The sequence below is a fragment of the Sorangium sp. So ce426 genome (assembly GCF_051475585.1).
In the GTDB taxonomy this organism is placed as follows: Bacteria; Myxococcota_A; Polyangia; order Polyangiales; family Polyangiaceae; genus Sorangium; species Sorangium cellulosum_B.
Genome location: NZ_CP150341.1, coordinates 5,204,337 through 5,219,448, shown reverse-complemented (window position 1 = coordinate 5,219,448; position 15,112 = coordinate 5,204,337). Strand labels below are relative to the sequence as shown.

Sequence of the window (15,112 nt, the reverse complement as noted above, 5' to 3'; positions counted from 1 at the left end):
CGCATGCCGGCCGGCGCCTCGTCAGGCCGTGGGCGGCGCGGCTCCCTCGTCAGCGCCGCCGCCGCTGGGGCTTGTTCACCGCGACCGCGGCCTCTTCTTCCGCTTCCGCCCGTTCCGCCCGCTCCGCCGTGGAGCGCGCGGTGTCCGTCTCGACGCGCAGCTTGCCCTGACGGTCCCCCCCCTCCTCCGCCGCGCCGATGCGCTGGCGCGGGGCCGCCGCAGGGCGCCAGTCCTTGCCGATCGCCCTCGCCATGGCCACCTCGTGCCTGCGGCGATGCTGCTCGTGCCACCACTGCATGCGCTCGGCCTCCTCGGCCCAGTCGTCCTCGTGCGCGGTGAACGCGACAAGCCCGTGGATGGCGACGCCGATCGCCCAGCCCAGCGGGATGATCGCCGCCCAGAGCACGACGCCGAGCGGCAAGGCGAGCGTGAGGAGCGCCGCGTTGACGATGAGGTAGACGCCGAGGTGCCGGTAGAAATCGCGGCGCTTGCGCCGGAGCCACGTGGCGCGCTCGGCGGCGGTCGCCGCGCTCGACCTCCGCTTCACGTCATCGCGCTCGCGCGCGCGAAGCGCGCGGCTCGCCTCGCGCAGCGCCTCGGGGCCCACGCCCACCTCCTCCGCCGCGGCGAGCAGGTCGTCGAAGCCGAGGCGCGCGTCGCCCCGCGGGGCGCGCGCCAGGCCTCCGTCGGCGGAGGCCTGGCGCTCGATCGCCTGCGCCAGGACGTCGCGGACCTCCTCGGTCGAGAACCGCTGCGCCGCGGTCTCGCCGCCGCGAGGCGCCTCGCTCCGCTGCGCGCCGGGCGCCTGCGCGGGCGGCGCGGCGGCAGGCGCGACGGGCGCCTCGCCCCTCCCGGCCGCCTCGAGCACGCGCAGGAGATCGTCCATGGACGCGAACCGATCGTCGGGGCGCTTCGACAGCGCGCGCAGCACGACCGCGCTCACCGCGGGCGGAACGGCGGCGGCGTCGAGCAGGGCGCGGTCGGCCTCGTCGGTGAGGATCGACGCGACGACCGCGAGCATGTCGCCGGCGCCGCGCCAGGGTAGCCTGCCGGTGAGGAGCTCGAAGGCGAGCACGCCCCACGCGAACTGGTCCGCGCGCCCGTCGAGCTCGGCGCCGCGGATCTGCTCCGGGGCCATGTAGACGGGCGTCCCGAGCTTGACGCCGAGCGAGGTCAGCGTCGGCAGCGCAGGGGCCTCGGTGGACGCGTTCGGATCGGCGTCGCCTGCGGCGCGGCGCGCGATGCCGAAGTCGAGCACCTTGATCACCCCGTCGTCCCGGACCATCACGTTCTCCGGCTTGATGTCCCGGTGGACGAGCCCCCGCCGGTGCGCCGCCGCGAGCGCGCGGGCGACGTCGGAGAGCCAGGCGATCCGCGTCGACGCCGGCGCGTCGGCGCCGCTGATGGCGCTGCGCAGGGTGCGGCCCGGGACGAGCTCCATCACGATGAACGGCGTCCCCTCGAGCTCGCCGACGTCGAAGATCGAGACGGCGTTCGGGTGATCGAGCGCTGCGGCGGCGCGCGCCTCGCGGAGCAGGCGCGCGCCGGCGTCCTCGTCCACGGCGCCGCCCGCGATCACCTTGACCGCGACGCGCCGCCCGAGCCGCGCGTCGTGCGCCCGGTAGACGCAGCCCATCCCCCCCTGCCCGATGGCGGCCTCGATCGTGTACCGCTCGAACGAATCGCCCGGCTTCAGCATGGCCGGCCGGGAGCCTAATGGATCCGCGTGGGCTTGGACAGGCGGCCCTTGGCCCGCGGACGGCGCGTGCGGAGGTCGATCCGTGGCCGCAGGACGCCCCGCTGGCCGTCGAGGGCCCGAGGGCGTGGCGTCAACTCCGCGGATCGCGGCGCCGCGGCTTGTGTAAGGTGGCGCCATGTCATCGCATCGAACGATGCTGCTCGGCGTCGCGGTCGGGGCGGCGGGCGGTCTCACGGCGAACGCTGTCGCGGCAGGGCACCCGGCGCTCACCTGGATCGTCGATCACATCACCTACCCGGTGGGCCAGATCTTCCTGCGCCTGCTGTTCATGCTCGTGCTCCCGATCCTGTTCTCGGCGCTCGTGATGGGCGTCTGCGAGCTCGATCTGAAGCACGTCGGCCGGCTCGGCCTGCGGACGCTGGGCTACACGGCCGTCGTCTCGAGCATCGCGGTGCTGATCGGCCTCGTCCTGGTGAACCTGATCCGCCCGGGCGACGGCCTGCCCGAGGCGGTCCGGGGCCTCGCGCACGGCGGGGGGATCAAGGCGGCGACCGCGCCGGCCGACACATCGCCGGTCGGGATGATCATCGCGATGGTGCCGGACAACATCTTCAAGGCCGCGGCCGGGGGCGACGTGCTCGCGGTGATCACGTTCTCGCTGCTCTTCGGCATCGCCCTGTCGCTCACCCAGACCGGCGCGGCGGCGCGGCTCCGCGAGTGCATCCAGGGGCTGCTCGACGTCTCGATGCGGCTCATCGAGGGGGTGCTCCGGTTCGCGGCGATCGGCGTGGGCGCGCTGCTCTTCACGATCACGTCCCGCATGGGCATCGGCATCATGCAGCAGCTGGCGGCGTACGTGCTCACGGTGCTGCTCGGCCTCGGCCTGCACATGTTCGTGGTCTATTCGCTCTCGGTCCGTTTCCTTGGCGGGATGTCGCCGGTCGCGTTCTTTCGCGGGAGCCGGACGGCGATCGTGACGGCGTTCTCGACCGCCTCGTCGAACGCGACGCTGCCGACCGCGCTGAAGGTGGCCGAGGAGGAGCTGAAGCTGCCGCCGTCCGTGGCGCGCTTCGTGCTGACCGCCGGCGCCGCGATGAACCAGAACGGGACGGCGCTGTTCGAGGGGGTGACCGTGCTCTTCCTGGCCCAGGTCTACGGCGTGTCGCTGAGCTTCGGGCAGCAGGCGACCGTGATGCTCATCTCGGTGCTCGGGGGGATCGGCACGGCGGGCATCCCGGCCGGCTCGCTGCCCGTCATCGCGATGATCCTTGGGATGCTCGGCATCCCGCCCGAGGGGCTCGGTCTGGTCCTCGGGGTGGATCGGTTCCTCGACATGTGCCGGACGGTGATCAACGTGGTGGGGGATCTGGCAGCGGCGGTGTTCGTCTCGCGGGATCAGCACCCGAAGCCGCAGGAAGCAGCCGGCGCGTGACGGGACGGGGCGAGCGCCCACGCGCGACGCTTCGCAGCGGAGGCGTCGCGCCCCGCGGGTCTGGAGCGCCCGCTCCCGACCGTCGGGGCTGAGCCGCTCGCCGACGTTCCTTGGTTCAGGCCGCCATCTTCATGGCGGGCATCATCATGCCCATCATGTTCGGCATCATCATCGCGGGCATCATCATGCCCATCATGCTCGGCATCATGCCCATCATCGGCATCATCGGCATGTTCATCATGGCTCTCCCCTGGGTCAGTCGTCGCGGGAAGTGGAGTAACTCCCTGACCGGATCGGAGTAATGTTGAAGACTTGCAGCGCCGTGTTTTCCTCCACGGGAGCGGACAGGGCTTCGGACGGAGCGGATGGACGGCCAAGCCAAGCAGAGGAACATCCACGATAGCGGCAGCCGTCGCTGCCGCCCCGGCCGAAACAGGGTCCCGTGAGGCGGGCGTGCTCAGGATGGGCGTCTCGGAGAACAGGCGCCGGAAGGCTGTTCCGTCGCGGTCGAGGTGTGCGCGGAAACGGGGAGCCGGTGGACGGTGCCGCCCTCCGTCACTCGAGGGTGAACGTCGCTCCCGTCACCGGATCGCACACCAAGATCGGCGCGTCCTCGCCGGCGCTCTTCAAGCGCGCCCGCGCCTCCTCGATCGCCTCGTCCACGGCTGCCTCCGCCGCCCCCTGCGAGGCCTCCCCTGCCCCCTCGCCGCTCGCGCCGAACTGGGCCGCCCGCTGGTCCTCCTCGGCCCGCTGCGCCCGCTCGCGGTTCGCCTCGGTATCGAGGGCGTCGCTCGTCTCACCGACGGGCACCACCTTCACGAGGAAGTCACCCACCCGCAGGCTCATCGGATCCGGCTTCTTCGGGTCGCTCACGGCGTCTGTCCTCCCGCCACGCATGAGCTTGCCGTAAATCCGCGCGATCCACCACCCTGACCGCCGCGCCGATCGCGAGGCGCACGCGCACGCCCCTCAGGAGAACGACCGGTGCTCCGGCCGGTAACGAGCGCTGGCTGTCGTCGTGGCGTACGAAGAACGGTAGTCCGTCGCGAGCCAGACCAGGCCGACGGCCACGCCCGACACGAGATAGAAGCTCCTCGCCGCGGGCTCCTCATCGAAGCCGAACAGCCACGGCGCCGCGACGAGGAGCACGGCGACCGTGGCCTCGATCGCCCCGTGGACAGGGAACGGGATGAGCTTCGCGGCGCCCAGCGGGAACGCGGTGAGCAGCGTCATCCCGAGGTGTGCGGCGCCCAGGATGTAGCAGAGCGTCTCGGGGAGCCCGCCGAAGCCGAACAGCGAAGGGGCCAGCAGGAACAGGGCCGCAACCGCATAGTCCACAAACCCATGAGCTCGAGGCGACAGCATCTTCATGACCGACTCCTTGCAAAATCGATATCCGGATTGAGTGCCTTCGTCGGTCCGGAAATTTGCAAGGGGTATGCCGCCAAGAGGCTCGCGGGAGAGAGCTTGTCCTCCCGGCGACCTCGGCGGCCATTCGATCATCCATCGGCCCGGGAAGGAAGATCAGCGGGCGTGCGCCTGGAGGCGCCGGCCGCTTCGACGGCCGAACCCGAGCCACATTTCCGCCCGGGAGAGCTCAGCCATGAACGCGCTTCGTGTGGCACCTTGCCCCGCCGTGCGTCACTTCGCGGCGGAGATCAGGAGCTCTGGATCGACGCGTGTCTCGAAGAGATTCATGCGCCAGTCGAGGTGCGGTCCGTTCGTGCGGCCGGTCATCCCGACGGTCGCGATGACCTGCCCCTGCTTGACCTCGTCGTTCACCTTCACGGCGAAGCCGTGCAGATGGATGAACGTGGAGGTCAGTCCGTGCCCGTGATCGATGATCACGGTGTGACCGCTCAGCGGGAGGTCCTTCTCGACGAGCACGACCTTGCCGCAGGCAGGCGCGCGCACCGGCGTACCGACGGGCACCGCGATGTCCACGCCCCAGTGGATCCCGCCGTCCGTGCCGTTGAGCAGGCGCGGCTGGCCGTACCGAGAGGTGATGGGGCCCTTGGACGGCCAGATGAAGCCGTTCTTGTAACAGTTCCTCTTCGTGTACTTGCTCCGGAGCGCGTCGAGCTTCTTGTCGGTCTGCGCGAGCTTCACGCGCGTCGCCATGTCGAGCTTGACCATGTTCTCCGGCAGGCGGTCGACCTTGTCGACCTCGAACTTGCGAGGCTCCACGTCGAAGATCTTCTCGAGCACCTGCCCGTCGTCGAACGTGATGGTCAGCTTCTCCTGCGCTGGCGCGTTGCGCGAGAAGGCGATCAGGAACTCTCCCTCGTCGCTGACGGTCACGCGATGGCCGGGGAACGCCATGCGGCGCAGCTTGCCGTTCAGCTTGGCGCGCAGGAGCCCTCCCTGGACGGCGCGCCCTTCCACCGAGAGGCGGCTGTCGTCGGCCGCGGGCGGCCCGGCGTCGGCCGCCGCGCTCGCCGCGGCATCGGCGGTGTCGGCCGCCGCGGGAGCGGCGCTGGCGTCGGGCGCCTCGGCCGGCGCGCTGCTCGCGGAGGCGACCGGGGCGGCCGAGGCAGTCGGCGCCGGATCGGCGGAGGCCTGGGCGCCCGTGGTGGACGAGCTCGAAGAAGGAGCTCCGCGATCGCAGGCAGCGATCGTGAGCAGGCTTACAACGATGACGGGGACGCGCATGTCAGCGATCGTGCCAGAGTTTCCGCACATCGACGAGATAATGTCGAAGCGCGTCATTCAGGCATGGTCCGGTCGCAAACGACGTGCGCGCCTGGCAGACGACCTGCGCGCGCGACGAGCGCCAACGAGCACCGGGCTCGCGGTACCGCGCGCATCAGGCGATGCGCGGCGTGATGGATCGAGCGCGGCGGGCAGCGCGGTGAGGATCAGTTGTCGACGCGAGGGGTGTCGTGCCGCGGCAGCGGCCGTACCGCGGGCTGCGCCTGCGCCGCGGGCTGCGCCTGCGGCCGAGCGTGCCCCTGGGGGTGTGGGCGGCCCTGTCCCTGCGGTCGGCCCTGCGCCTGCGGCCGAGCTTGCCCCTGGGGGTGCGGCCGGCCCTGTCCCTGCGGCCGGCCCTGTCCCTGCGGCCGAGCGTGCCCCTGGGGGTGTGGACGGCCCTGTCCCTGCGGCCGGCCCTGCGCCTGCGGCCGAGCTTGCCCCTGCGCCTGCTGTGCGGGCCTGGGATCGATCTGGAAGACGGGAACCCCGGGGTCGGCCAGGAGAGGGAGGCGCTTCTGGATGAGGCGCTCGATGTCGGCGAGGTAAGCGCGCTCCTCGCTGTCGCAGAACGAGAGCGCCACCCCGGACGCCCCGGCGCGCGCCGTGCGGCCGATGCGGTGCACGTAGCTCTCCGGGATGTTCGGGAGGTCGTAGTTGATCACGTGCGAGATGTCGTCGATGTCGATGCCGCGCGCCGCGATGTCGGTCGCGACGAGCACGCTCGTCGTCCCCTGCTTGAAGCTCGCGAGCGCCCGCTCGCGCGCGCCCTGGGACTTGTTGCCGTGGATGGCGACCGCCTCGATGCGCGCACGGCTGAGCTGCTGGACCACGCGGTTGGCGCCGTGCTTGGTGCGGGTGAACACGATCGCCCGGCGGAGCGCGGGATCCTTGAGCACGTGCTCCAGCATCGCGCGCTTGTCCGACCGCTCGACGAAGACCACCCGCTGGTCGATGTTCTCGGCCGTCGTGGCGATCCGCGCGACCTCGACGCGCACCGGGTTGCGCAGGATGCTGTTCGCGAGCTTCAGGATGTCCGGCGGCATCGTGGCCGAGAACAGGAGCGTCTGCCGGCGCTCGGGCAGCATCGCGAGCACGCGCCGGATGTCGTGGATGAACCCCATGTCCAGCATCCGATCGGCCTCGTCGAGGACGAGCGTGTCGAGCCGACCGAACGGGGCGATGCCCTGCGAGCAGAGATCGAGCAGCCGGCCCGGCGTCGCCACGAGCACGTCGACGCCGCGGCGCAGCGCCTCCATCTGGGGGCGCTGCCCTACCCCGCCGAAGACGACCGCGGTCCGCAGGCCGAGGTTCTTGCCGTAGGTGGTGAAGCTCTCGGCGACCTGCGCCGCGAGCTCGCGCGTCGGGGTGAGCACGAGCACGCGGAGCCCGCCCTGCCTCGGCCCGCCGCTCTGCGCGAGGCGCTGCAGGATCGGCAGCGCGAACGCGGCGGTCTTGCCCGTGCCGGTCTGCGCGCAACCGAGGAGGTCGTTGCCCTCCAGGATGGGCGGGATGGCCTGCTGCTGGATGGGCGTCGGGGCGCTGTACCCCTCGGCCTCGATGGCGCGGAGGAGCGGTTCGATGAGCTTGAGATCGGCAAATTGCATGGACATCGGGCTGGAATCGGGCTGGAGCACAGCCCCTCCTGAGCAAGGGCGGAAAGGACGCCGCGGCACCGCGCCCTCCCTGTGGAGAGGGTTCGATCACGGAGAGCTGCCGCCTCGCGCCGCCTTGAGCGGAGGCTGCGAGGACCATTGACAGCGACCGAGCACCGCGACCCGTGCCAGGTCAGTCCGAGGCGGCGACTCTAGTACGGCGTGGCGAGGAAGTCGAGCCGCGACCGCGAGCCAACGGCGAGCCGCGAGCCAACGGCGAGCCGCGAGCCAACGGCGAGCCGCGAGCCAACGGCGAGCCGCGATCGCGTCGCTCCGCTCGGGGCGCGCTGAGCGGCCTCCGCGCGCGCGGCGCACCATGCTAGACCGTCGCCCGAGCGGAGGGCCCGCTTCTCGTGCGCTCGCGCTCGCAGGTCGCCCCGCGTCGCCCGCGACCTCCAGCGTCTTCCCGCCCCTTCGAAGCACTGCAGCACGCCATGGCCGAAACCGCCGAAGCCTCGAAAACGCCGGCCCAGGTCGGGCACTCCGCTCCGGAGCGCCCCGTCCTTCGGTCGCCCCGATCCCGGCTTCGACGCTGGGTTCTCGGTGCCGTCGCCGTCCCGATGCTCTCCGGGGCCGGGTTATGGATCGCGGTGCACCGCATTCCATGGATGGGCCCGCTCGTCGCGAACGGGCTGCGTTCGGTGATCGGGGCCGAGAACGTGACGGCGCTCGAGGAGACCGCCTACACCCTGGAGGATCGCGTCCACCAGCTCTGGCGCAAGGACGAGCCGCCGAAGACGTACTGGGAGGTGCCCGAGCAGCCGGGCCCTGCCGCGACCGCCTCGCCGCCTTCGGCCACAACGCCGAGCCCGGCCGCGGGGGACACCGGCGCGGCGGCGTTCCGGCCGACGGACGTCGGCCCCTCGCACGCGGCCTGGTCGGCTCCCGGCGACGGGCGGTGGGTGCCCATCGCGGATCACGCCCATCCGAGCGACGCCCCGCGCCTCCACAAGACGCTGCTCCACCCGGATCCGAACCGCTCCTGGGCGGAGCTGTTCATCGTGGCGGTGGATCTCGCGCGGGTCGATGTGCATCTCGTGGCCGGCTCCCGCGAGCCGGCGGCGACGACCGAGGAGGGCAAGCCCTACGAGCGGCCCGCGAAGATCCCCGAGGCGGACCACGGGCGGCTGCTCGCGGCGTTCAACGGCGGCTTCATGACCGAGCACGGCCAGTGGGGGATGCGGCTCGACGGCGTGACGCTGGTGCGCCCCCGGGACCAGGGCTGCACGCTCGCGCGGCGCCGCGACGGGCGGCTGCAGATCGCGCCATGGACCAGGCTTTCGGCGGGAGAGAGCGACATGCAGTGGTGGCGGCAGACGCCGAGCTGCATGGTCGACGAGGGCGAGCTGCACCCGCTGCTCCGCGCGCCGCAGGTCCGCAACTGGGGCGCCACGCTGGACGGCAACACGGTGATCCGCCGCTCCGCGGTCGGGCTCGACCGCGACGGCAAGGTCCTCTACGTCGGGATCAGCAATCACACGACGGCGCCCGCCATCGCGCTCGGGATGCAGCACGCCGGCGCCTCGGCGGTGGCGCAGCTCGACGTGAACTGGTCGTACCCGAAGTTCCTCCTCTACGAGCCGGGTGAGGGCGGCGCCCTCGCGCCGGTCGCGCTGGCGAGCGGCTTCGAGTTCTCGGAAGACGAGTACATCCGCAAGCGCTCCCTGCGCGATTTCTTCTACCTGACCCGCAAGAGCCCGGCGCCCTCGACCGCGACCCCGTGACCTCGTGATGCCTCGCGGCGGCCGGCGGTCCCCTCCGGACCGGGGCTCGCGCCCGCGCGTACAGGCTCGGGTCGAGCATTTTTTTGCCACACGGGCGAGCCCGTCGAGCCGCATTGCATCGAGCGAGCGCCTTTTGCCACGGGACAACGACTTTTACGCATCGCGACGCATTGCGATCAGCCCACCTCAATTTCCAACCATATTTTACCAAGACTGCTGGTATCCGCGATTGACAGCGCGAGGGAGCTCGATAGGTAAACGACACCTCACGGCGGAACACCATGCGTTTCTATGCAGACCTCCATGTGCACTCGAAGTACTCCCGCGCGACGAGCGGCGATTGCGATCTCGCGCATCTGAGCTACTGGGCTCAGCGCAAGGGCATCGCGGTGCTGGGCACGGGGGACTTCACCCATCCAGCGTGGATGGCCGAGCTCCGCGAGCACCTCGTGCCGGCCGAGCCCGGGCTCTTCCGCCTCCGGGACGATCTCGGCCGCGCGGTCTCGGAGCGGCTCCCCGGGGCCTGCCGCGGAGCGACGCGCTTCGTCCTCTCCGTGGAGATCTCGACGATCTACAAGAAGGGAGATCGGACGCGGAAGATCCATCACCTCCTCTACGCGCCCAGCTTCGACGCGGCGGAGCGCATCGTCCGCGCGCTCGCCAAGATAGGCAACCTGACCGCCGACGGGCGGCCCATCCTCGGGCTCGATTCGCGCCACCTGCTCGAGATCGTGCTGGAGGCCGGCGAGGGCTCCTACCTCGTGCCGGCGCACATCTGGACTCCCTGGTTCTCGGTGCTGGGCTCCAGGGCGGGCTTCGACGCGGTCGAGGAGTGTTATGGCGATCTCGCGCCGCACATCTTCGCGCTCGAGACCGGGCTCTCGTCCGATCCTGCGATGAACTGGCGGATCTCCGGGCTCGATCGGTACCGGCTCGTCTCGAGCTCGGACGCGCACTCGCCCGCGAAGCTCGGGCGCGAGGCCACGGCCTTCGACGCCCCGCTCGACTACTTCGCGATCCGGCGCGCCCTGGAGACCGGTCAGGGCTTCGGGGGCACGGTGGAGTTCTTCCCGGAAGAGGGCAAATACCACCTCGACGGCCACCGCAAGTGCAATGTCGTGCTCTCGCCGGCGGAGGCGCGGGCGCTCGCCCTCGCCTGCCCCGTGTGCGGGCACCCGGTCACGGTGGGCGTGCTGCACCGGGTCGAGGAGCTCGCCGATCGCGACGAGGGCGTGCGCCCCGAGGGCGCGAGCGAGTTCCGCAACCTGGTGCCGCTGCCCGAGGTGCTGGCCGAGCTCCACGGCGTCGGCGCCTCCAGCAAGGTGGTGCAGCGGAGCTACGACGGGGTGCTGTCGCGCGTCGGCCCCGAGCTGTTCCTCCTCGGCGACGCCCCGCTTGACGAGATCGAGCGCGCCGGGACGCCCCTGCTCGCCGAGGCGATCGCGCGGATGCGCGAAGGGCGCGTGATCCGCGACGCAGGCTACGACGGCGAGTACGGCGCGATCCGGGTCTTCCAGCCGGAGGAGCTCGCGCAGCGCCGCGGGGGCGGGCTCCTCTTCCAGCCGGAGGCCGCGGCGCCGCGGCCTCCTCCCGCGGGGGCGCGCGCTCCCGCGGCGTCACGCCCCCCTCCGCGCCGCGGCCGGGCCGACGCGGCGCCTCGCCCGGCGCCGGCCGGCGAGGTGTCCCGCGGCGCGCCGCCCGCGCCGGGCGGCGCAGCGCCGCTCGATGCGCTCGACCCGGAGCAGCGGGCGGCGGCGGAGATCACGGACGGCGCGCTGCTCCTCCTCGCGGGGCCAGGCACGGGCAAGACCCGCACGCTCACGCACCGGATCGCGCACCTCGTCCTCGATCTCGGGGTGCCGCCGGAGCAGTGCCTCGCGATCACCTTCACCCGCCGCGCCGCCGACGAGCTGCGGGAGCGGCTCGGCGCGCTGCTCGGCGAGGCCGGCGGCCGCGTCCCCGCCATGACCTTCCACGCGCTCGGCCTCTCGCTGCTCCGCGAGCACGCGCAGGGCGCGGGGGCCGCGCCGCCCGCGATCGCCGGCGAGCGCGAGCGGACGGCGCTGCTCGCCGCGGCGCTCGGCGTCCCGGAGCGGCGGGCGGCCAGGTTGCTCGCCGACATCGCCGCGCTGAAGCGGCGCTGCCCGCGCCACGCCGACGCGCACGGGTCGCCGGCCGCGGGCGGCGAGATCGACCGCCACGTCGACCGCGCGTGGAAGGTGTACGAGGACGAGCTCGCCGCGCGCGGGCTCCTCGACCTCGACGACCTGATCGGGCACGCCGTCCTGCTCCTGGAGCAGCAGAGCGGAGCGCTCGCCGCGGCGCGCGGGCGGGCCCGGTATCTCTCCATCGACGAGTACCAGGACATCGATGAGCGCCAGTACCGGCTGGTGCGCGCGCTCGTCGCTCCCGGCGGGAACGTCTGCGCCATCGGCGATCCCGATCAGGCGATCTACGGATTCCGCGGCGCGGACGTGGGCTTCTTCTTCCGTTTCCAGCAAGATTTCCCCGCGGCGCGCGTGGTGCGCTTGAAGCGGAACTACCGCTCGTCGCGCCCCATCGTCGAGGCGGCGCTCCAGGTGATCGCGCCCTCACCGACGCTCGGCGCGCGGGAGCTCCTGCCGAGCGCGGGCGGCGTGGAGCTCGTGGCGGTCCACGAGTCGCCGACGGAAGCCGCCGAAGCCGAGCGCGTGGTCCACACGATCGAGCGGATGCTCGGCGGGTCCACGTTCTTCTCGATGGATAGCGGGCGGGTGAGCGATCCTGCCGGGAGCGGCGAGGTTTCCTTCTCGGATTTCGCGGTGCTCTACCGGACCGAGGCGCAGTCCGAGCGGCTCCGGGAGGCGTTCGCCCGCTCGGGGATGCCGTTCCAGCGGCGGTCGGATCGCCGCGTCGCCGAGCGCGCGGGCTCGGAGGCGCTCGCGCGGGCGCTCGCTGGCACACCGCCGGGGCCGCTCACGGCGCGCCTGAAGGCGGCCGCGGCGCGCCTCCGCGAGGAGGTGGCGCAGCCCGGGCTCGCCGGCGCTCCGCCCGCGGCGGGCGCGGCCGAGGAGGGCGGGGCGAGCGCGGCGTGTCTGCGCGAGGCCGACGTGGACGCCGCGCTGGAGCTGCACCTCGCGCTCGCGGAGCGCTGCGGCGGCGACGTCGATCGCTTCTCGATCGAGCTCGCTGTGTGCTCCGAGATCGACGCGTGGGATCCGCGGGCCGACCGCATCTCGCTGCTGACGCTGCACGCGGCCAAGGGGCTCGAGTTCCGGGTGGTCTTCCTCGTGGGGTGCGAGGACGGCCTGCTCCCGCTCCGGTTCCCCGGCAGGGACGAGACGGACGTCGCCGAGGAGCGCCGGCTCTTTTATGTGGGCATGACGCGGGCGCGAGAGCGGTTGTTCCTGACCCGCGCCATGCAGCGCGCGCGGCACGGCAAGGTGGTTGAGACCGAGGTGTCGCCGTTCGTACGCGAGGTGGAGGAGCGCCTGCTCCTGCGGGTCGGCCCGTCGCCCGAGGCGCAGAGGGGCTCACGCGCCGGGGCCGATCGTCAGATGAAGCTTTTTTAGCGGGGCGCGCCGCCGAGCCGCTTCTGGGCCGCGCACGCCGCCTTGTCCTGCGTCCGAACGCACTGGTCTGCGTAGAAGGTCCGGGCCCGATCCTTGTCCTTGCGCTCCAGGAGCGGGCCGAACGCGTCACACGCCTTCTTCTCGCCCCACTGCGTGCAGGCCTTCTCGTAGAGCGAGTAGGCCCGCTCCGGATCGGCGGTCACGCCCTCGCCGCGCTGCCAGATCTCGGCGGCCCGCACGCAGCCGCCGGTGCCACACACCTTCTCGTAGAGCGCCGCTGCGCGCGGCATGTCCTTCGGAATGCCGCTCCCCTTCTCGTACATCCCGGCGAGGCTCAAGCACGCCTCGGCCCCGAACCCCTTCTCCGGACAGCCCTTCTCGAAGAACGAATACGCCTTCGCGACGTCCTTCGGAACGCCGTCGCCCTGCGCGTAGACCGAGCCGGCGGCGTTGCAGGCGTGCATGTCCCCCAGGCTGCAACCGTGGCTGTACGCCGCGATCGCCTTCACCCCGTCCTTCGGCGCCCCCTGCCCCTTGCGCAGGATGTCGCCGAGATCGACGCAGTCCTCGGACTGGCCGCCCTGGCACGCGCGCTGGAGCACGCCCACGGCGACCCCCACGTCCTTCGCCGCGAGCTTCCCCTCGACCAGCATCTTGCCCAGCGCGCTGCAGCTCGGCCCGTGCCCGAGATCGCAGCCGCGCCGGAGGAACGCGACCGCGCGCGTCGGGTCCTTCGGGAGGACCGCCTGCGGGCCCTCGCTGAGGTACCACTCGGCCACGCTGAAGCACGCCCAAGCGTCGCCCATCTCGCACGCCTTGTCGGCGAACTCGCGCACCTTGGCCCGCCCCGCGGCGTCCGGGGGGACCTTGGCGCTCTTCATGTCGCGCAGGAGCTGCTTCGCCCTCGCGTAGCAAGCCTGCGTGACGCCGGCGCCGCACGCCTTCTCGAACAGCTCCGCCGCCCTCGCGTCATCGCGCGGAAAATCCTTGCCGCCCAGGTAGTGAATCCCGAGGTGATAGCAGCTGCCGACATCGCCCTTCCCGCACTCCGCCGCGCAGGCTCGGGCGTCGGTGGGCTCGCACAGGTGCGCGGGCGCGAGCGCAGGCGGGGAGCACTTCGCCCCGTTCGGCACCGTCCCGAGCGGGCACAGGCTCGACAGCTTCGGGAACTCGTCTTCCGCCTGCTTCACCGGAGCCTCGGCCGCCGCCGCCCTCTTCGTGAGCAGCGGGACGAGCTCGAGGCGCAGCGGCGCATGGCAGCGCTCCGTCGGCGCCTGCGCGTCGGGCTTCGCGGCCCGGCAGGCGTCGAGCTCCCCTTCCTTGCTCGTGGTGCCGCCCTGGCTCGCCGTCGCGGCCGCCCCGACCGCCCCGAAGACCTGATCCACCGTCCGCGCCGTGCCCCGGCTGCCTGGCGCCATCGCGAAGGCCCCGAGGAGCGCGGCGCGCACGAAATGCGTCGCGCCCTCGCAGCTGCCCGAGAGATCCTGCGCGGAGGAGGAGGCCACCGTGGTCGCCATCTTCCCCGTCGGCACGAGCGCCACGTCGATCGCGGCCGAGCCGCCGCCCTCGATCGCGGTGCTCAGCGCCGGGGCTCCGAAGGGGACGTTCGCCTGCATCTCTGCAGGGTTTGTTAATTGTATTACTTTTTCTGCCCGGGTCACGCCGGCGAAGGAGTAGCTCCCTGGGAGCTTGCACTGCGTGAGGAGCTTCAGCGTCGTGCAGTCGTAGGAGACGACGGCGATGCCGTCTTTCATCGCGAGCCCGAGATCGGAGCGGCGTGTCGTGAGCCAGTCGACGATGAGCGGCTCCGCGTGGCCGATGGCCGGACACCCGCCGCTGGTCGTGCTGGCGGTGCTCTCCGGCGAGGCAGTGGGCCGGGGAGGATGCACGACCACCTCGGGTTCCAGGCCCGGCCCACAGGCCATCGCTCCGAGCGAGAGCCCAACCACGCACAAATCGAACGCGCGCTTCATCGAGCCGACAGAACCATGAGCCATGGGGTCTGGTCAATACGGCGAGCGCGACCGCACGCGGCATACGACCGGCCGCGCGCCCGCGCTACGATCCTGGCATGGACGCCGCCCCCGCCCCGCAACGGCCGCTCGTCGCGATCCGCTATTGCCCGAAGTGCCGCTGGCTCACGCGCGCGGCCTGGCTCGCTCAGGAGCTGCTGATCACCTTCCCCGATGAGATCGACGTGCTCCTGTCGCCGGGCGAGAGCGGCACCTTCGACATCACGCTCGACGGCGCGCCGCTCTTCTCGCGCGCCGTCGAAGGGCGCTTCCCCGAGCCCAAGGAGCTCAAGCAGGCGATCCGCGATCGCGTCGCCCCGGAGCGCCCTCTCGGCCACTCCGATCGATGAG

General features: G+C 72.1%; 11 protein-coding genes. 4 read left to right on the top strand and 7 right to left on the bottom strand.

The window, feature by feature from the left end; all coding sequences use genetic code 11:
* Positions 1–49: 49 nt before the first annotated feature.
* Entirely contained in the window at positions 50–1,699 is a 1,650-nt protein-coding gene (locus tag WMF44_RS19345; RefSeq protein ID WP_437300599.1) for a protein kinase domain-containing protein, read from the bottom strand.
* A 175-nt stretch (positions 1,700–1,874) separates the two neighbouring features.
* Between WMF44_RS19345 and WMF44_RS19340 the strand changes: the two genes are divergently transcribed.
* Positions 1,875–3,131, top strand: a complete 1,257-nt coding sequence (locus WMF44_RS19340; RefSeq protein ID WP_437300598.1) for a dicarboxylate/amino acid:cation symporter — start codon at positions 1,875–1,877, stop codon at positions 3,129–3,131.
* A 115-nt stretch (positions 3,132–3,246) separates the two neighbouring features.
* Here the strand turns inward: WMF44_RS19340 and WMF44_RS19335 are convergent, their stop codons facing one another.
* The 5 genes from WMF44_RS19335 to WMF44_RS19315 form a co-directional block, all read right to left on the bottom strand.
* Positions 3,247–3,372 (bottom strand): hypothetical protein, encoded by a 126-nt coding sequence (locus WMF44_RS19335; RefSeq protein ID WP_437300597.1) that lies wholly within the window; start codon positions 3,370–3,372, stop codon positions 3,247–3,249.
* A gap of 314 nt (positions 3,373–3,686) precedes the next feature.
* Positions 3,687–4,004 (bottom strand): hypothetical protein, encoded by a 318-nt coding sequence (locus tag WMF44_RS19330; protein ID WP_437300596.1) that lies wholly within the window; start codon positions 4,002–4,004, stop codon positions 3,687–3,689.
* A 96-nt stretch (positions 4,005–4,100) separates the two neighbouring features.
* Entirely contained in the window at positions 4,101–4,502 is a 402-nt protein-coding gene (locus tag WMF44_RS19325) for an SPW repeat domain-containing protein (protein WP_012236164.1), read from the bottom strand.
* Between the two features lie 270 nt (positions 4,503–4,772).
* Positions 4,773–5,783 carry a M23 family metallopeptidase gene (locus WMF44_RS19320; protein WP_437300595.1) on the bottom strand — a complete coding sequence of 337 codons (1,011 nt, stop codon included), beginning with the start codon at positions 5,781–5,783 and terminating at the stop codon, positions 4,773–4,775.
* A 206-nt stretch (positions 5,784–5,989) separates the two neighbouring features.
* Positions 5,990–7,426 carry a DEAD/DEAH box helicase gene (locus WMF44_RS19315; protein WP_437301580.1) on the bottom strand — a complete coding sequence of 479 codons (1,437 nt, stop codon included), beginning with the start codon at positions 7,424–7,426 and terminating at the stop codon, positions 5,990–5,992.
* 608 nt (positions 7,427–8,034) lie between these two features.
* On the opposite strand from WMF44_RS19315, the gene WMF44_RS19310 reads away from it, so the two are divergent.
* Both WMF44_RS19310 and WMF44_RS19305 read left to right on the top strand, forming a co-directional pair.
* The gene (locus WMF44_RS19310) at positions 8,035–9,198 is read left to right on the top strand and encodes a hypothetical protein (protein ID WP_437300594.1); all 1,164 of its coding nucleotides are present in this window, start codon (positions 8,035–8,037) and stop codon (positions 9,196–9,198) included.
* Between the two features lie 281 nt (positions 9,199–9,479).
* Positions 9,480–12,749: a UvrD-helicase domain-containing protein gene (locus WMF44_RS19305; protein WP_437300593.1), complete on the top strand. Its 3,270-nt coding sequence runs from the start codon at positions 9,480–9,482 to the stop codon at positions 12,747–12,749.
* Here WMF44_RS19305 and WMF44_RS19300 read toward each other — a convergent pair.
* On the bottom strand, positions 12,746–14,365 hold the full coding sequence (locus tag WMF44_RS19300) for an SEL1-like repeat protein (protein ID WP_437300592.1): 1,620 nt from the start codon (positions 14,363–14,365) through the stop codon (positions 12,746–12,748). The two genes, WMF44_RS19305 and WMF44_RS19300, sit on opposite strands and share 4 nt — an antisense overlap.
* Before the next feature lie 455 nt (positions 14,366–14,820).
* Here WMF44_RS19300 and WMF44_RS19295 point away from each other — a divergent pair, with 455 nt between their 5' ends.
* The gene (locus WMF44_RS19295) at positions 14,821–15,111 is read left to right on the top strand and encodes a SelT/SelW/SelH family protein (RefSeq protein WP_012236157.1); all 291 of its coding nucleotides are present in this window, start codon (positions 14,821–14,823) and stop codon (positions 15,109–15,111) included.
* The last annotated feature ends 1 nt before the right edge of the window (position 15,112 follow it).

Bases quoted from the DNA above. Each gene is read 5' to 3' on its own strand.
- WMF44_RS19295 (WP_012236157.1), top strand. From the start codon at position 14,821: ATGGACGCCGCCCCCGCCCCGCAACGGCCGCTCGTCGCGATCCGCTAT.
- WMF44_RS19325 (WP_012236164.1), bottom strand. From the start codon at position 4,502: ATGAAGATGCTGTCGCCTCGAGCTCATGGGTTTGTGGACTATGCGGTT.
- WMF44_RS19340 (WP_437300598.1), top strand. From the start codon at position 1,875: ATGTCATCGCATCGAACGATGCTGCTCGGCGTCGCGGTCGGGGCGGCG.
- WMF44_RS19300 (WP_437300592.1), bottom strand. From the start codon at position 14,365: ATGCAGGCGAACGTCCCCTTCGGAGCCCCGGCGCTGAGCACCGCGATC.
- WMF44_RS19335 (WP_437300597.1), bottom strand. From the start codon at position 3,372: ATGATGAACATGCCGATGATGCCGATGATGGGCATGATGCCGAGCATG.
- WMF44_RS19310 (WP_437300594.1), top strand. From the start codon at position 8,035: ATGCTCTCCGGGGCCGGGTTATGGATCGCGGTGCACCGCATTCCATGG.
- WMF44_RS19315 (WP_437301580.1), bottom strand. From the start codon at position 7,426: ATGCAATTTGCCGATCTCAAGCTCATCGAACCGCTCCTCCGCGCCATC.
- WMF44_RS19345 (WP_437300599.1), bottom strand. From the start codon at position 1,699: ATGCTGAAGCCGGGCGATTCGTTCGAGCGGTACACGATCGAGGCCGCC.
- WMF44_RS19305 (WP_437300593.1), top strand. From the start codon at position 9,480: ATGCGTTTCTATGCAGACCTCCATGTGCACTCGAAGTACTCCCGCGCG.
- WMF44_RS19320 (WP_437300595.1), bottom strand. From the start codon at position 5,783: ATGCGCGTCCCCGTCATCGTTGTAAGCCTGCTCACGATCGCTGCCTGC.